The organism is Aeromonas sp. s6 (genome assembly GCF_040907815.1).
GTDB classification, from domain to species: domain Bacteria; phylum Pseudomonadota; class Gammaproteobacteria; order Enterobacterales; family Aeromonadaceae; genus Aeromonas; species Aeromonas caviae.
Map to the genome: position 1 here is coordinate 126,870 of NZ_JBFOCN010000122.1, position 15,180 is coordinate 142,049.

At 61.1% G+C, this 15,180-nt stretch carries 14 protein-coding genes and 8 tRNA genes; 12 read left to right on the plus strand and 10 right to left on the minus strand.

Features of this window, described 5'->3' with window-relative positions:
- Nucleotides 1-206 precede the first annotated feature (206 nt).
- From AB5Y50_RS19650 to AB5Y50_RS19685, 8 genes are all read left to right on the plus strand, one after another.
- Nucleotides 207-283: transfer RNA gene (locus tag AB5Y50_RS19650), tRNA-Met, on the plus strand.
- A gap of 8 nt (nt 284-291) precedes the next feature.
- Nucleotides 292-366, plus strand: a tRNA-Gln gene (locus AB5Y50_RS19655).
- A 42-nt stretch (nt 367-408) separates the two neighbouring features.
- Nucleotides 409-483: transfer RNA gene (locus AB5Y50_RS19660), tRNA-Gln, on the plus strand.
- Nucleotides 484-524: 41 nt separating this feature from the next.
- Nucleotides 525-599: transfer RNA gene (locus AB5Y50_RS19665), tRNA-Gln, on the plus strand.
- A 39-nt stretch (nt 600-638) separates the two neighbouring features.
- Nucleotides 639-715, plus strand: a tRNA-Met gene (locus tag AB5Y50_RS19670).
- A gap of 46 nt (nt 716-761) precedes the next feature.
- Nucleotides 762-836, plus strand: a tRNA-Gln gene (locus AB5Y50_RS19675).
- A gap of 36 nt (nt 837-872) precedes the next feature.
- A tRNA-Met gene (locus AB5Y50_RS19680) sits at nt 873-949 on the plus strand.
- An 8-nt stretch (nt 950-957) separates the two neighbouring features.
- Nucleotides 958-1,041: transfer RNA gene (locus AB5Y50_RS19685), tRNA-Leu, on the plus strand.
- Between the two features lie 244 nt (nt 1,042-1,285).
- Here AB5Y50_RS19685 and AB5Y50_RS19690 read toward each other — a convergent pair.
- Nucleotides 1,286-3,118, minus strand: coding sequence for an SLC13 family permease (locus tag AB5Y50_RS19690; protein WP_180911462.1), 1,833 nt, complete (start codon nt 3,116-3,118; stop codon nt 1,286-1,288).
- Nucleotides 3,119-3,388: 270 nt separating this feature from the next.
- Between AB5Y50_RS19690 and yqfB the strand changes: the two genes are divergently transcribed.
- The 3 genes from yqfB to AB5Y50_RS19705 all read left to right on the plus strand — a co-directional run bounded on the left by yqfB (nt 3,389) and on the right by AB5Y50_RS19705 (nt 5,177).
- Complete coding sequence (yqfB, locus tag AB5Y50_RS19695) at nt 3,389-3,721, plus strand: N(4)-acetylcytidine aminohydrolase (protein ID WP_180911461.1); 333 nt, start codon at nt 3,389-3,391, stop codon at nt 3,719-3,721.
- An 87-nt stretch (nt 3,722-3,808) separates the two neighbouring features.
- On the plus strand, nt 3,809-4,729 hold the full coding sequence (locus AB5Y50_RS19700; RefSeq protein ID WP_180911460.1) for an alpha/beta hydrolase: 921 nt from the start codon (nt 3,809-3,811) through the stop codon (nt 4,727-4,729).
- Nucleotides 4,730-4,790: 61 nt separating this feature from the next.
- Entirely contained in the window at nt 4,791-5,177 is a 387-nt protein-coding gene (locus AB5Y50_RS19705; protein WP_010673839.1) for a DUF1622 domain-containing protein, read from the plus strand.
- A gap of 104 nt (nt 5,178-5,281) precedes the next feature.
- On the opposite strand, the gene AB5Y50_RS19710 is transcribed toward AB5Y50_RS19705, so the two are convergent.
- A complete protein-coding gene (locus tag AB5Y50_RS19710; protein ID WP_180911459.1) occupies nt 5,282-6,646 on the minus strand; it encodes an MDR family MFS transporter in 1,365 nt (454 codons plus the stop codon).
- A 164-nt stretch (nt 6,647-6,810) separates the two neighbouring features.
- Between AB5Y50_RS19710 and AB5Y50_RS19715 the strand changes: the two genes are divergently transcribed.
- Complete coding sequence (locus tag AB5Y50_RS19715) at nt 6,811-7,437, plus strand: HAD family phosphatase (RefSeq protein ID WP_109111872.1); 627 nt, start codon at nt 6,811-6,813, stop codon at nt 7,435-7,437.
- A 39-nt stretch (nt 7,438-7,476) separates the two neighbouring features.
- On the opposite strand, the gene AB5Y50_RS19720 is transcribed toward AB5Y50_RS19715, so the two are convergent.
- The 8 genes from AB5Y50_RS19720 to trpS form a co-directional block, all read right to left on the minus strand.
- Nucleotides 7,477-7,728, minus strand: coding sequence for a hypothetical protein (locus tag AB5Y50_RS19720; protein ID WP_048207156.1), 252 nt, complete (start codon nt 7,726-7,728; stop codon nt 7,477-7,479).
- Nucleotides 7,729-7,909: 181 nt separating this feature from the next.
- Nucleotides 7,910-8,707, minus strand: a complete 798-nt coding sequence (locus tag AB5Y50_RS19725) for a DUF1338 domain-containing protein (protein WP_039039589.1) — start codon at nt 8,705-8,707, stop codon at nt 7,910-7,912.
- A 69-nt stretch (nt 8,708-8,776) separates the two neighbouring features.
- Nucleotides 8,777-10,246: a succinylglutamate-semialdehyde dehydrogenase gene (astD, locus tag AB5Y50_RS19730; RefSeq protein WP_180911458.1), complete on the minus strand. Its 1,470-nt coding sequence runs from the start codon at nt 10,244-10,246 to the stop codon at nt 8,777-8,779.
- A gap of 67 nt (nt 10,247-10,313) precedes the next feature.
- A complete protein-coding gene (gene astA / locus AB5Y50_RS19735; RefSeq protein ID WP_039039587.1) occupies nt 10,314-11,333 on the minus strand; it encodes an arginine N-succinyltransferase in 1,020 nt (339 codons plus the stop codon).
- A 75-nt stretch (nt 11,334-11,408) separates the two neighbouring features.
- Entirely contained in the window at nt 11,409-12,626 is a 1,218-nt protein-coding gene (locus tag AB5Y50_RS19740) for an aspartate aminotransferase family protein (protein ID WP_134996615.1), read from the minus strand.
- A 278-nt stretch (nt 12,627-12,904) separates the two neighbouring features.
- The gene (locus AB5Y50_RS19745) at nt 12,905-13,486 is read right to left on the minus strand and encodes an aminodeoxychorismate synthase component II (protein ID WP_041215622.1); all 582 of its coding nucleotides are present in this window, start codon (nt 13,484-13,486) and stop codon (nt 12,905-12,907) included.
- A 321-nt stretch (nt 13,487-13,807) separates the two neighbouring features.
- Nucleotides 13,808-14,023, minus strand: coding sequence for a hypothetical protein (locus AB5Y50_RS19750; protein WP_010673831.1), 216 nt, complete (start codon nt 14,021-14,023; stop codon nt 13,808-13,810).
- A gap of 120 nt (nt 14,024-14,143) precedes the next feature.
- Nucleotides 14,144-15,148: a tryptophan--tRNA ligase gene (gene trpS / locus AB5Y50_RS19755; RefSeq protein ID WP_010673830.1), complete on the minus strand. Its 1,005-nt coding sequence runs from the start codon at nt 15,146-15,148 to the stop codon at nt 14,144-14,146.
- Nucleotides 15,149-15,180: the final 32 nt, after the last annotated feature.

Genomic DNA, 15,180 nt, shown 5'->3' on the forward strand with positions numbered 1-15,180 from the left:
CTTTTTTATCTGGCCAGAGGCGCGATCTGGGTGCGAATGTCGTAAAAAAAACCAGATTGTTGGGCTTTTGCACGATAGCGGCCAATAACTCGCCAAACGCACCCAAATTCGTTTTTTCAAACAAAAAAAGGGTTGACGCCCCAGAGCCAGATACGCATAATTCCGGCCGCACAGTGACGAGGCAACGACTCACTGGAAGCAAGGTTGGCTATGTAGCTCAGTTGGTTAGAGCATCGCACTCATAATGCGGGGGTCACAGGTTCGAATCCCGTCATAGCCACCATCTCTAGTTGGGGTATCGCCAAGCGGTAAGGCAGCGGGTTTTGATCTCGCCATCCCTAGGTTCGAATCCTAGTACCCCAGCCATTTTTTGAATGATGTTTGATGGTCTCTGTCAGGCATCGTCGTTGGGGTATCGCCAAGCGGTAAGGCAGCGGGTTTTGATCTCGCCATCCCTAGGTTCGAATCCTAGTACCCCAGCCATTTTTGAATGATGTTTGATAGTCTCTGTCAGGCATCGCTGTTGGGGTATCGCCAAGCGGTAAGGCAGCGGGTTTTGATCTCGCCATCCCTAGGTTCGAATCCTAGTACCCCAGCCATTTTTCTGTTCTCTTCCACGTTTGTGGTTGACAACAAACGGCTATGTAGCTCAGTTGGTTAGAGCATCGCACTCATAATGCGGGGGTCACAGGTTCGAATCCCGTCATAGCCACCATGTTTGAGAAACGTTCCTTCAATCATCCGATTGCAAAGAACACTGTTGGGGCATCGCCAAGCGGTAAGGCAGCGGGTTTTGATCTCGCCATACCTAGGTTCGAATCCTAGTGCCCCAGCCATTTTTGCTTGTATTCGACGCAAGTCGTGCACAAGACGGCTATGTAGCTCAGTTGGTTAGAGCATCGCACTCATAATGCGGGGGTCACAGGTTCGAATCCCGTCATAGCCACCATTATTCTTGCGGAAGTGGCGAAATTGGTAGACGCACCAGATTTAGGTTCTGGCGCCCTAGGCGTGAGAGTTCGAGTCTCTCCTTCCGCACCATCGAAAGCAGTACCAAACAGACCAGCTCAGGCTGGTTTTTTTGTATCCGGCGTTTGCCGCTCTTCTTCCCCTCTCCACGCCATCGCGCGCCTGCAACGCCACCACATGTATCAACGGCTGTGCCTTGTGTTCTCCTCTGCGATGGCGCAATGCCCTGCTCCCGCGTGATGCCGCCCTTTTCATCTCGCAGAGCGCTGCGGGCAATAAAAAGGCGGCCCGCAGGCCGCCATATCATTTACTGTCGTCAGAACGGGAAGAACCAGGGGATGGCGATGACGCTCACCACCATCACCAGCAGGGTGAAGGGCACGCCAATGCGCACGAAGTCCATGAACTTGTAGTTGCCCGGGCCCAGCACCAGGGTGTTGACCGGCGACGAGACCGGCGTCATGAAGGCTGCCGAGGCGGCGATGGCGATGGTCATGGCAAAGGGATAAGGCGATACCCCCATCTGATGGGCCGTCCCCAGCGCGATGGGCGCCATCAGCACCGCCGTCGCCGTGTTGGAGATGAAGAGCCCGATAACGGCACAGAGCGCGAAGAGGCTGGCCAGCATCACCCTGGGGCCCATCTCCCCCACCGCCGAGATGAGCGCGCCGACGATGAGATCCACCCCGCCGGTCTGCTGCAATGCAAGGGCAAAGGGCAGCATGCCCACGATGAGGATCAGGGTCGGCCAGTGGATGGACTTGTAGGCGCTCTCCAGATCGATGCAGCGGAACTTGCCCATCAGCAGGCAGGCGATGAGCGCCGCGATCACGTTGGGCACGGGATCCGTCACCATCAGCACTATCATGACCCCGAGGGCAATCAGGGCGTGAATGGCCTGGCTGCGGGCCGGCGCCATCTCGTCCACTTCCGCAGGCAGGCCCAGCAGCAGAAAATCGCGATGATGGGTCTGCAACTGACGAATGAGGCTCCAGTTCCCCACCACCAGCAGGGTATCCCCCATCTGCAGCGCCTCGTCCACCAGCTTGCCGGTCAGCGCCTCTCCATCCCGGCGGATCCCCACCACGCTCAGACCGTAACGGGAACGGAAGGTCACCTCGCGGATGCTCTTGCCGAGCAGCCGGGAGCCGGGGATGAGGGAGACCTCCGCCATGCCCACCTCCCGCGCCTGATCGGAGAAGTATTCGCCGCGCAATATCATGGGCTCGAGCCGCGCCTCGCTGCAAAACTCCCGCACATCCACCTCGGGATCCGACATGTCGATGAGCAGCACGTCCTTGGCCTGGAACTCGGTCACCCCGGTGACACTGACCATCACCCGCCTGAACTTGCGCCAGCGCTCCATCCCGATGACGTTGGCCCCGAAGCGGGCACGCAATTGCAGCTCGTCGAGGGTCTGGCCGATCAGGGGGGAGTCGGGCCGGATCGCCAGTCGGCGTGCTCGCCCCGCCAGCCGGTAGTCACGGATGAGATCCCGCATGGTGCTGCGTCCCATCTGCTTGCCCTTGCCCTCCTCTCCTTCACGCACCAGGGAGGTGCGCATCAGCAGCATGTAGAGGATCCCCATCCCCAGAATCATGACTCCCATGGGGGTAAAGCCGAAGAAGCCGAACCCCTGGATGTCGTGGCGCATCAGTTCACTGTTCACCACCATGTTGGGCGGCGTTGCCACCAGCGTCATCATGCCGCTGATAAGGCCGGCAAAGCCGAGCGGCATCATCAGTCTGCCCGCCGGGATCCCCATCCGGTTCGCCACGCTCAGCACCACGGGGATGAAGATGGCCACCACCCCGGTCGAACTCATCACGGCCCCCAGGGTCGCCACCGCCACCATCAGCAGCACCAGCATGCGGGTTTCGCTGCTGCCGGCCACCTTCACCAGGGCATCTCCCACCTGATAGGCGATGCCGGTACGCACCAGCCCCTCCCCCACCACGAACAGGGCGGCAATCAGAATGACGTTGGGATCACTGAATCCTGCCAGCGCCTGCGGCAGGGTCAGGGTGCCGCTCAACACGAACAGGATGATGATCAACAAGGCGACCACGTCCATGCGTACCTTGTTGGTAATAAACAGGAGAATGGCACCCACCAGCATGCTGAGCACCCAGATCAACTCGGAATTCACACTTGCTCCTTTTGTTCAACGTCAACCACGGCCGGCCCCGGACGCCATCAGACCACAGAGCCCGTCCCCCTGATTTGTTACATATCAAGAAAGAGGAGACCGCATCATCTCACATTCAGGTTCAGTTGCGGCCATTTTACCGGTCCGTGAACGCAGTCGGTCGCCCTTCACATGTCGGGGTAAAAAGTGCTGCACGCTCCCCCCGCCCCTCCTAAAATGGGCCCGCCGCGGCCTGAGCCGCCCTCTCACTCCTTGCCCTTCGGAGACGACATGACCCAGCACACCCCGGCCTACCCGGCATTCACCTTCTTCAGCCGCTTTGTCGCCGACATCAAGGCTGGCCGAAAGACCATCACCATCCGCGACGAGAGCGAGGCAAACTGGCAGCCCGGCCAGCGCCTGGCCCTGTTCACCAACCCGGAACACCAGCCTTTTGGCACCATTGAGGTCATCTCGGTCAAGGCGGTCGCCTTCGAGGCGCTGAGCGACGAGCACGCCCGTCAGGAGAACATGACCCTCCCCGAGCTTAAAGATGTGATCCGCGATATCTACCCCGCACTGCCGCCCCTCTATGTGATTGAATTCGTGCTGATTGAAGCCTGATTTTGTGAGCTGCCTCAGCTAACGCCGGTTGCGCTCACGGGCCAAAAGCGCACAATGACTGTTTTTATATACAGTCATTGGTGTCTTATGGAAAAACAACTCGAACCGGCCATCGCAGCCATGGTGGCAGACTTCATCGCCGCAGGTCGTCCCAAGGCGAGCCAGCTGAGCTGGCAGGCGCGCCGTGACGGCTACCTAGCCTCTGCCCTGTTGGGCGGTGAGCGGGAAGAGGTGGGCGCCATCGAAGAGTGGCAGGCCGATCACCACGCCATCCGCTGCTATCGGCCCGCAGACAAACCGGACCCCGCGTATCCGGTGCTGATCTATTTTCACGGCGGCTGTTTTGTCAGCGGGGATTTCGAGACCCACGATCGCCAGATGCGGATGCTGTGCAACCGGGCCAGAGCCCTGATCTTCGCCGTACACACCCGCCTCGCCCCGGAACACACCTATCCTGCGGCTCACGACGATGCGCTGGCCGCCACACGGGCCATCATGGCCGAGGTGGAGAAATGGCATGGGGATCCGGCACGTCTCGCCATTGCTGGCGACAGCGCAGGGGGTCATCTCGCCCTGATCACCACCTTGCGGCTCAAGGCTGCCAACGCCCCCTTGCCCAAGGCCCTGCTGCTTCTCTATCCCATGCTGGATGCCCTCTGCGAGAGCCAAAGCTACCGCGATCTCGGTGACGACTACCTCATCACCCGGGACATGCTCGCAAGCGGTTTTCACGCCTACCTGGGCAGCCTGCCCCCCAGCCATCCCGAAGCCAGCCCGCTCCACCATCCCGCCCTGTCAGGATTACCGCCGACCCATATCGTCACGGCGGAATATGATCCGCTACGCGACGAAGGGGAAGCCCTGTATGGCAAGCTGGTGCAGGCTGGCGTCGATGCCACTTGCCAGCGGCAGCATGGCGTCATCCACGGCTACTTCCAACTGGCGGCCATCAGCCCTGCCGCTCGTCAGCTCATCGACCAGATAGCCATGATGCTCAGAAGACTCTGAGTTGGAACCGGCCCCCAAGCCGTGTTAAAAGTGTCTCTTTTGAATCAGGGAGGTAACCCGAGTGTTCGAGATAGCGAGCCTGAAAGAGGGCATGATGCACGGGGTGGAGCTGTTCCAGCTGCTGCTGGAGATCATCTCCATCGCCTGCGTGGTCATCGGCCTTGGCAAGACCCTCTGGCTGGCGGCCAGAGTGCGGGATCACGAGCCCGGCTTTCCCCGTATCCGCCTCTGCTTCGGCAGCTGGCTCATCCTGGCGCTGGAGTTCCAGCTCGCCGCCGACATCCTGGCCACCACAGTGGCACCGAGCAAGGAGGAGCTGGTGCGCCTCGCCATCATCGCGGTCATCCGCACCTTCCTGAACTACTTCCTCGGCAAGGAGCTCGATGCCCAGGCCGAGCGCCAGCAACCCGAGCCTGTCAGGTCACCTTCCCGCCCCGACGCCCGATGAGCGGGCTGAGTGGCACAAGGCCCCGACACGGAAGGAAAGGCACCAGCCTGATCCCATGAAGAGGGCTCCCCGCGGGGAGCCCTCTTTGTATCCGATAGCAACCATCAGGCGTGCTTGCTGGCCAGCTCGTGGCGCTTCAATGCCAGCAAGGTGACCAGCAGGGCGGCGGTGGCGATCAGCGCCATGCCGATATAGGTGGCGCTGAAACCGGGTGCCAGTTCGGCCGGGCTCAGGCTGGCCAGATTGGGGCTGCTGCCTGCTGGCAGGGCGGCATGGAACAACACAGCGCAGATGGCGACACCGACCGCCCCGCCCAGCTCCCGGCCGAAGTTGAACAGGGACATGCCGATGCCGCGATCTTCTCGCGGCAGGGCATTTTGCACCACCACCGACAGCGCCGGCAGCACCAGACCAAGGCCGATACCGGCAAACCCCAGTCCCAGTCTGGCCCAGACGTCGAAGTGGATCTGCCACAGGGCCAGCGCTGCCAGGGCAAAACCTGCCACCACGAAACGCTTGTAGTGACCGGTGCGACCGATGAGCTTGCCGCCGACGAAGGCCCCCGCCGTGATGCAGACCATGAAGATCACCATGATCCCGCCACTGTCACTGGCACTCATCCCCTTTTGCCACTGCATCTGCAACGGCAGGTAGACCAGCACGGCAAACATCAGCAACTGCGAGGCCAGCGCCAGCAGCACGCTCACCAGATAACCCGGCAGGCGCACCAGGTGGGCTGGCAGTATGGGGTCGTGCGCCCGCCGCTCAGCCAGGACAAGCAGCAACAGGGCAACCCCCAGCGCAGCCGCGAGCCAGACGGCGGGCAAGGCCGCTTCCGGCGAGAGCAGCAACAGGGTGAGGGTGGTGACCGTAATGAGCAGTGCCGCTCCCTTCCAGTCGAAGCGGCTGTGGCGACGCACATTGAGGTGACCCAGATTGCGGTTCACCAGCCAGAGGGCGATGGCACCGAGAGGCAGATTGATCCAGAAGATCCAGCGCCAGCTGAGCTGCTCGGTAAAATAGCCACCGAGCAGCGGGCCTGCGATGCTGGAGACCGCATAGACCGCCGAGATATACCCCTGATACTTGCCCACCTCCCGTGGCGGAATACAGTCGGCGATGACGGTGAAGGCGAGCGCGATCAGCCCCCCGCCCCCCAACCCTTGCAGCACGCGGGCGGCCAGCAGGGTTGGCAGATCCTGGGCCAGGGCGCAGGCCACGGATCCCGCCAGAAACAGGCCGATACCGATGTTGAGCATGCGTACCCGGCCGAACATGTCGCTCAACTTGCCATAGATGGGCAGGGCCGCAGTGGCCGCCAGTAGATAGGCGGTCACGACCCAGGTGAGGGCGGCACCGGCGTTCAGCTCAACCCCTATGATGGGCAAGGGCGTGGTGACGATGCTCTTTTCCAGTGAGCCCAGGGCGATCACCAGGGCCACGCTCGAGAAGACGGTTTTGGGGGACATAGGCAGGCTCGCTCATGTGAGATATCGGCACAGGGGGTGCAAGGCACATTATTGTCTCATAAATCATTAGCCGATGGTCAAAACCACTGCCAACCATGATGAAGGTCGCGACATCTGCGAGCCGGATCTGCTAGGGTGAGTCTTTGCCGAAGAGGACGCCCCCCATGCCCCAGTCATCCCCCTGCGATCATCACCAGAGTGAACAGCCCCGATTCGACGAGTACGACGCCCTGATCTTCGACATGGATGGCACCCTGGTGGACTCCATGCCTCTGCACCTGGATGCCTGGGAAATCACCAGTGCCGAGTTCGGCCTGCCGTTTGATCGGGCACAGCTCAACGAGTACGGCGGCATCCCCACCCGCAAGATAGTGACCATGCTGGCAGAGCAGCATGGGATGACCATCGACGTGGAAGCCTTTGCCCGGCGCAAGGTGGCCCTCTACCTGACACGGATCGACGACGTCCGGGTGTTTCCCGCCATGTGGGAGCTGGTCAGGCAGTACCACGGCAAGGTCCCCATGGGCATAGGCACCGGCTCAACCCGGGAACATGCGGCGCACATCCTGCGTCAGACCGGGCTCGATGCCTTCATCTCCGTGCTGGTGAGTGCCGATGATGTGGTCAATCACAAGCCCCACCCGGACACCTTCCTGAAAGTGGCCGAGCAGCTCGGCGCCAACCCGGCCAACTGCCTGGTGTTTGAAGACACCCGGATAGGCATTCAGGCGGGCAAGGCCGCCGGCATGACCACCTTGCTGGTCACCGAAGGGGCACTGCAACGGGTGTGAGCGGTGCGGGCCCATCCTAACCGACTGGCCCGCACCAGTTTACTCGGCCTCATTCTCCCCCTGCTTCCCACCTGCCGGTGCCGGGCCGTCCGGCCGCTCAAATCCCAGATCTGACATGCAGTTGTCAAATTCCGACTCCCCCGGTTTGCCATGCTCCTTGCAGCTCTCAAACGCCGCTTTCATCTCGGCCGACAGCTCGCGCGGAGGCTTGGGCGGGGTACGGCTGCCCTGATCGCCCGCTGCGGCGGTCAGAGTAGTGAGGGAAAACAGCAAAGGCAGAACAATCTTCATGGCATGACTCCAAAACGGGTGGCATACACCGGCATGGTGCGGCGATGGCCCACGGCAACGGGCGGCATCATGCTAGCGAATCGCCGCGAACTGATGGGTCAAGGGGAGGTAAAGAGGGTGTCAGGTCGGCGTAAATCCATAAAAAAACGCCCCAGGCGGGGCGTTGTTTTCATGGCGGCCATTACATGGCGTTGGTGGATTCGAAGATCTTGTCGGCCGACGCTTCGACGAAGCCAGGGTAGAGCACGCCGTCGGCCTGCGGGTAGCGCAGGGCAAACTCGTAGAAGCAGCTCGGGATGGTGCGCACGCCGTCGCTGAAGGGCACCTCGGCCTTGTCTGCCATGGTGGAGGATTGCTCCAGCATCACCTCGGGATCGCCCTTCACCTCGCCGCCAACGGTGTTGAGCACGAAGCCTGCCGCCTTGAGCGCCGCATTCACCTGCTGGATGGTGTCGAAGTCCTTCAGGCGGTTGATGTTGACGGTGAAGTGGTTGGCACGATAACCCCAGGCGGCCATCCAGGCGGCATACTCGCTCTCTGCCAGCAGGGTCTGGTAGTCGGTGTGGGAGACCTGCCAGGGCGCGCCGGCGTAGAGGAAGGCCGGGGTGTCGGTGAGGTGATCGGGTACCTGATCCACCAGCTTGTGGATGATGGCCTGGGCACCTTCGGAGAGCTCTTCCACCTTCAGCTCGCTGATGAACACCTTGGGCGCATCAGGATCTTTATGCTCGAAGTGTTTGGCATAGAGCTTCTTGGCCTTGAATACATACTCGCCCTTCTCTTCATACCCCAGGGCGCGGAAGTGGGCCGCCAGTTTCTCGAGACCGAGCTTGGGCAGGTTGTAGGTCCGAAACGCCACGTGATCGTTGATGATGGGGGCACCGCCGCCCAGCAGTTGATGAACCTTGTGAGCACTGGGGGTGACCTGAATGTAGTTGTCCCACAGATGGCCAAACAGGGTGTCGATATCCTTTTGCATCTCTCTTTCCTTTGATTGCGGGTACAGACAGGGGCACCTGTTCAGTGCCCCTCTTTTATTTTCTTGTTATCAGAAGGTCAGACCGGGAGACAGCTGATCCGGCATAGCAGCCTTGCTGTCTTCGACGGAGGCGACCGGGTAAGCACAGTAGTCGGCGGCATAGTAGGCGCTCGCTCTGTGGTTGCCGGAGGCACCGATGCCGCCGAAGGGGGCGGCACTGGAGGCGCCGGTGATGGGCTTGTTCCAGTTGACGATACCGGCACGGATGCGCTTGAAGAAGTGGTTCCAGTCCGCTTCGTTGTCACCGAGCAGGCCGGCCGAGAGACCGAAACTGGTGGCGTTCGCCTTCTCGATGGCCGCATCGAAGTCGTCGTAGCGAATGAGCTGCAGCAGCGGGCCGAAGTACTCTTCATCCGGCAACGCGCTGACCGCGGTCACGTCGATGATGCCCGGGGAGACAAAGCCGGTGCCCGCTTCCAGGTGCTTGAGGGCAAGCAGGCTTTCGCCACCGAGGCGCTGCAGGTTGGCTTGCGCCTCGACCATGCCGAGTGCGGCCTTCTCGCTGATCATGGCGCCCATGAACGGCTGCTCGGCGGCGTCATAGAAGCCGACCTTGATCTGGCCGACCACCTCCACCAGGCGCTTGACCAGGGCATCGCCCCGCTCGCCGCGCTCGACAAACAGACGGCGCGAGCAGGTGCAACGCTGGCCGGAGGTAATGAAGGCGGACTGCACGATGGCATGGACGGCGCCGTCGACGTCGCTCACATCTTTCACGATCAGCGGGTTGTTGCCCCCCATCTCCAGTGCCAGGATCTTGCCCGGCTGGCCGGCAAACTGCTGATGCAGGAAGTGGCCGGTACGGGAGGAACCGGTGAAGAAGAGGCCGTCGATGTCCGGGTTGCCGGCCAGCGCCTTGCCGGTGTCGACCTCCCCCTGCACCAAGTTGAGCACCCCCTTGGGCAGCCCCGCCTCCTGCCACACCTTGACCATGGCTTCAGCCACCATGGGGGTCAGCTCGGAAGGCTTGAACACGACCGCATTGCCGGCGATGAGCGCCGGCACAATGTGGCCGTTGGGCAGGTGGCCCGGGAAGTTGTAGGGGCCGAACACGGCCACGACGCCATGGGGCTTGTGGCGCACGAACGCCTTGGCGCCCGGCATGGGGTTTTCCACCGTGCCGGTGCGCTCGTCATGGGCACGGATGGAGATGGCAATCTTGCCCTGCATGGCCGCCACTTCGGTGCGGGTCTCCCACAGGGGCTTGCCGGTTTCACGGGCGATGGTCAGGGCCAGCGCCTCCTTGTGCTCGCCGAGCAGGTCGGCATAGCGGTGCACGATGGCAAGGCGCTCTTCAAGGGCCAGATCGGACCAATGGTAGAAGGCCGTGCGGGCCGCCTTGACGGCCGCATCCACCTGGGACTGGCTTGCCGCCTCACCACGCCAGATCAGCTCGTTTTTGGCCGGGTCGATGGATTCGAACGGCTTGCCTTCACCGGCCAGCCACTGGCCATCGATAAACTGGACTAAAGACATCATCAATTCACTCCCTGTGGGTACGCAGGCCGCCTCGGCAGCCTGTCTCAATGCTGTGCTGCGGGGCGGGTCAATCCAGATCGACGACGCGCACCATGTCGCCATTTTCCACCTTGAGGGCGGCCGCCATCTTGGGCGGAATGATGGCTTCGTGCTTGTCCAGATCGACCCGGATGTTGCCGTAGCAGGCGCGGTATTGCTCGAACCTGGTGTTGCAGATGAGGTAGGTATGGCCACCGATGGGCTCACCCACCAGCACCGCCAGCTTCTGGCTGCGGCGCACGCTGCGAATGTTCTTCACCTCGCATTCGACGGTGGGGCCGGCGTCGAAGATGTCGACATAACCGCGATTCACGAACCCCTCATCCTGCAGCATCTTGAGGGCAGGCCGGGTCTTTTCGTGGGTCTTGCCGATGACGGCGCGCGCCTCGTTGCTCAGCAGATTGACGTAGATGGGGTACTTGGGCATCAGCTCGGCGATGAAGCGCTTCTTGCCGATGCCGGTCAGATAGTCGACGGTGGGAAAATCCATCGAGAAGAAATGTTTTTGCAGCCACTCGTAGAAGGGGCTGTGGCCGTTGCCATCGGAGACACCACGCATCTCGGCAAAGACGGTACTGTCAAACAGCTCGGGGTGTTCGGCCATGAACAGGAAACGGTGCTTGGAGAGCAGACGGCCGTTGAGCCCCTCGCGGGCGCATTCACGCAGAAACAGGGTGCAGAGCTCGGAATTGCCGGTGTAGTCGTTGGAGAGGGTGAGGGTTTCCACGACATTGTAGATGCCGAGCTTGGGGGAGGAGTGCACCACCTTGCCGATGTGATAGTTGTAGAACGCCTGGGACAGGCCGACCGCCGCGTCGATGGCGCAGGTACCGACCATCTCCCCGGTCTCCAGATCCTCGGCCACGAAGAAATAGAGGCACTCGCCCTTGCCGGCGGGCTTGTCCAGGAAGGTCTGGGTCGAGGCATCGATCTTGCGTTGCAGCAGCTCGTCGTTGACCGGCAAGGATGTCATGCCGGTGCCGGATTCGATGGCACAGGTCTTGAGGCCGGCGAAGTCGCGCTGCTCGATAGGACGGATAACCAACATAAATGACAACTCCCTTTCATTGACGACAGGTGGGGTCCCGGCTCCTGCCGGGAGGGCTCCCCACCTCAATTTGGATCAGGCGTTGACCACCTGAGCGACCGCTTTCTCGAACCGTGCCAGCCCTTCCTTGATGTCCGCTTCCGGGATCACCAGGGAGGGGGCAAAACGCACCACGTTGGTACCGGCAACCAGCGCCATCAGGCCCTGATCGATGGAGGCGAGCAGGAAGTCGCGGGAGCGGCCCTTGAAGTCATCGTTGAGCACGGCGCCCAGCAGCAGGCCCTTGCCGCGCACTTCGCTGAAGCAGTGGTACTTGGCGTTGATGGCTTCCAGCCCTTCGCGGAACAGCTGCTCGCGCTGCTTGATGCCGCTCAGCACTGCCGGGGTGTTGACCACGTCGATCACCGCCTCGGCCACGGCACACGCCAGCGGGTTGCCGCCGTAGGTGGAGCCGTGAGTGCCCACTTTCAGGTGGGAGGCGATCTCGGTGGTGGTCAGCATGGCCCCGATGGGGAAGCCGCCGCCCAGCGCCTTGGCGCTGGTGAGGATGTCCGGGGTGATGCCCAGACCCATATAGGCAAACAGCTCGCCGGTACGACCGACACCGGATTGCACTTCGTCATAGATCAGCAGGGCATTGTGCTTGTCGCACAACTCGCGCACCCCCTTGGCAAACTCGTCGGTGGGGCTGATGATGCCACCCTCGCCCTGCAGCGGCTCCATCACCACGGCGCAGGTGTTGTCGGAGATGACGGCAGCCAGCTCCTCCAGGTTGTTGTAGGCGACGTGGGTGATGTCGGCAGGCTTGGGACCGAAGCCATCGGAGTAGGCAGCCTGGCCGCCGACGCTGACGGTAAAGAAGGTACGGCCGTGGAAGCCCTGGTGGAAGGCGATGATCTGGGTCTTGTGGGCCCCGAACTTCTCGATGGCGTAGCGGCGGGCCAGCTTGAGGGCCGCTTCGTTCGCTTCGGCGCCGGAGTTGCAGAAATAGACCTTCTCGGCGAAGGTGGCGGCGACCAGTTTCTTGGCCAGGCGCAGGGCCGGCTCGTTGGTCATCACGTTGGAGAGGTGCCACAGCTTCTCACCCTGGGATTTCAGGGCCTCGACCAGTTTGGGATGGCAATGGCCCAGGCCATTGACCGCGATCCCGCCCGCGAAATCCACATACTCGCGGCCTTCCTGATCCCAGACACGTGACCCCTCGCCGCGCACCGGGATGATTTTGGCCGGCGCATAGTTGGGAACCATCACTTCATCAAACACTTCACGTGTCACTGCCAACAACTCTGACATATTGCTCTCCTGCTATCTCGCGGCAGAATAATCCACCGCCCAAAAGTTAAATCCGTGTAAACGTGGCGGAATTATCACAGAAAAAAAGTAAAAAGTCTGTAACTTAACCGCCTATAAGGAACAATGTTCGATTGCCTTTGAGATTTTAGGCAACCGCATTGCATAACGGCTCAGGGGGTGTTGGCAAGAGATAATTTGGACAGGGAGGAGGGTGAATAAAGTCTCAGGGAAATTTTTTTTTGCCTCATGACGGTTTTGAGACAGACATCGCAATTTTTTCAGGAAACGGCCAAAAAGTTGGCCAGCAACTGGTGCCCCTGTTCGCTCAAGATGCTTTCCGGATGGAACTGCACTCCCTCCAGCGCCAGTGTTTTATGCCGCAGCCCCATGATCTCGTCCTGGCTGCCGTCGGCATGTTCGCTCCAGGCGGTGACCTCAAAACAGTCGGGCAGCGACGCCGCCTCCACCACCAGAGAATGATAGCGGGTCACCCGCAGCGGGTTGTTGAGCCCCTTGAACACCCCCTCCCCTTTGTGACGGATGAGAGAAGTCTTGCCGTGCATCACCTGACGGGCACGCACCACCCGGGCACCAAAGGCCTGTGCCAGCGACTGATGGCCGAGACAGACGCCGAGGATGGGGATCTCGCCGGCAAAACGGGAGATGGCGGCCAAAGAGATGCCCGCCTCGTTTGGCGTGCAGGGGCCGGGAGAGATCACCAGATGGCGGGGTGCAAGCCGGGCTATCTCCTCCAGGCTCAGCTCATCGTTGCGCCTGACCACCACCTCTTGCCCCAGAGCGCCGAAGTATTGCACCAGGTTCCAGGTAAAGGAGTCGTAGTTGTCGATGAGTAGCAGCATGCAAACACCCTGAGAATAAGACAGAGACGGTGATCGGACAACCCGTTGCGAGCGCGGGCAGACAAACGCCGCGCATTCTGGCATGTCTCTTTGCGTTAATAAACCGGCGATCACCTCACCTGCTGTGCAGTCTGTCCGCTCTTCAATGGCGATCCAGGCCTGTCGACCCCACCCGGCGGTGGGCCTGTCCCCGACCGGGCAGCATCAACCACTCCATGTCAGGATGGCAAGGTAAAAGAGACGGGAGGCGACCGGGAAAAGGGCACAGGACGTGACAGGCAGATGGGAAGGAGTCACCTTGGCAAGGGCTGGCAACGGACCTCAGCGGTCCAGATAACGGCCCTGTTCCAGTTCCCGTTCCCGCTGGCACTCGGCCAGATAGATGGCAGCCGCGATGGCCGGGGTCTTGTGGTGCTTGTCGATGGCGTTGGAGACCATCAACTGCAAGGTATTGAGGCTCTTGGCCTTGCGAAACTTGCGCAGCCAGTGACCCTTGTCACCCAACTCTTCACTCAGGGTTTGTGATTCGACAGACATGCTTTCTCTTGGGGCAAAGCCCGTGTTTGACATTGGGGGAGGTTGCGACAAACCGGAAGGTGTAAAACAAAGAAAGCCAGGCATCCACCCAGCTCTCTTCTACTACACCTTCCCAGTATGTCAGGCTCGAGGAACGAAGCCGACGACATCATATACGCTGATCAGGGTTTTTTCAGCCCTTTCACGCGCCTTTTGTGCGCCAGCCGCCAAAATGGCCTGCAGATGGGCCTCATCCTGACGCAGCTCGCGGAAGCGCGCCTGGATGGGTTCCAGCAAGGCGACCACGGCATCGGCCGTTTCACTCTTGAGGTGGCCGTACATCTTGCCTTCGAAGTGTTGCTCCAGCTCCGGGATGGAGCGGCCGGTCACACCGGACATCAGGGTCAGCAGATTGGAGACCCCCGGCTTGTTTTCGGGATCGAAACGCACCACGGCCGGCTCGTCGGAGTCGGTCATCGCCCGCTTGATCTTCTTGACGATCTGCTTGGGATCTTCCAGCAAGCCGATGAAGTTGGCCTCGTTGTCGTCGGACTTGGACATCTTCTTGGTCGGGTCCTGCAGGCTCATCACCCGGGCCCCTTCGGTCGGAATGAAGGGTTCCGGCAGGGTGAAGACTTCGCCATAGAGGTTGTTGAAGCGGGTGCAGATGTCGCGGGTCAGCTCCAGATGCTGCTTCTGGTCATTGCCAACCGGCACCTGATTGGCCTGATAAAGCAGAATGTCGGCCGCCATCAGCACCGGATAACCGAACAGGCCGACGTTGACGTTGTTCTCGAAACGAGCGGACTTGTCCTTGAACTGGGTCATGCGCGACAGCTCGCCCATCTGGGTGTAGCAGTTCAGGATCCAGCCGAGCTCGGCGTGCTGGGGCACGTGGGACTGGATGAAGACGGTGCTCTTGGCCGGGTCGATGCCCACCGCCAGATAGAGGGCGGCTGCGTCGAGGCACGCCTTGCGCAAGGCGGCCGGATCCTGGCGAGTGGTGATGGCGTGCAGATCGACGATGCAATAGAGGCAGTCGAAATCATCCTGCATGCTGACCCACTGACGCAGGGCCCCCATGTAGTTGCCGATGGTCAGCTGGCCCGAGGGTTGGGCACCGCTCAATACGATTGGTTTAGTCATCAGAGTAGTAATCCTTGTTATCCGCCAGCCCG

Coding starts and splice junctions, on each gene's coding strand:
- yqfB (WP_180911461.1), top strand. CDS start 3,389: ATGACCCAGCACACCCCGGCCTACCCGGCATTCACCTTCTTCAGCCGC.
- AB5Y50_RS19700 (WP_180911460.1), top strand. CDS start 3,809: ATGGAAAAACAACTCGAACCGGCCATCGCAGCCATGGTGGCAGACTTC.
- AB5Y50_RS19710 (WP_180911459.1), bottom strand. CDS start 6,646: ATGTCCCCCAAAACCGTCTTCTCGAGCGTGGCCCTGGTGATCGCCCTG.
- AB5Y50_RS19715 (WP_109111872.1), top strand. CDS start 6,811: ATGCCCCAGTCATCCCCCTGCGATCATCACCAGAGTGAACAGCCCCGA.
- AB5Y50_RS19720 (WP_048207156.1), bottom strand. CDS start 7,728: ATGAAGATTGTTCTGCCTTTGCTGTTTTCCCTCACTACTCTGACCGCC.
- AB5Y50_RS19725 (WP_039039589.1), bottom strand. CDS start 8,707: ATGCAAAAGGATATCGACACCCTGTTTGGCCATCTGTGGGACAACTAC.
- astD (WP_180911458.1), bottom strand. CDS start 10,246: ATGATGTCTTTAGTCCAGTTTATCGATGGCCAGTGGCTGGCCGGTGAA.
- astA (WP_039039587.1), bottom strand. CDS start 11,333: ATGTTGGTTATCCGTCCTATCGAGCAGCGCGACTTCGCCGGCCTCAAG.
- AB5Y50_RS19740 (WP_134996615.1), bottom strand. CDS start 12,626: ATGTCAGAGTTGTTGGCAGTGACACGTGAAGTGTTTGATGAAGTGATG.
- AB5Y50_RS19745 (WP_041215622.1), bottom strand. CDS start 13,486: ATGCTGCTACTCATCGACAACTACGACTCCTTTACCTGGAACCTGGTG.
- AB5Y50_RS19750 (WP_010673831.1), bottom strand. CDS start 14,023: ATGTCTGTCGAATCACAAACCCTGAGTGAAGAGTTGGGTGACAAGGGT.
- trpS (WP_010673830.1), bottom strand. CDS start 15,148: ATGACTAAACCAATCGTATTGAGCGGTGCCCAACCCTCGGGCCAGCTG.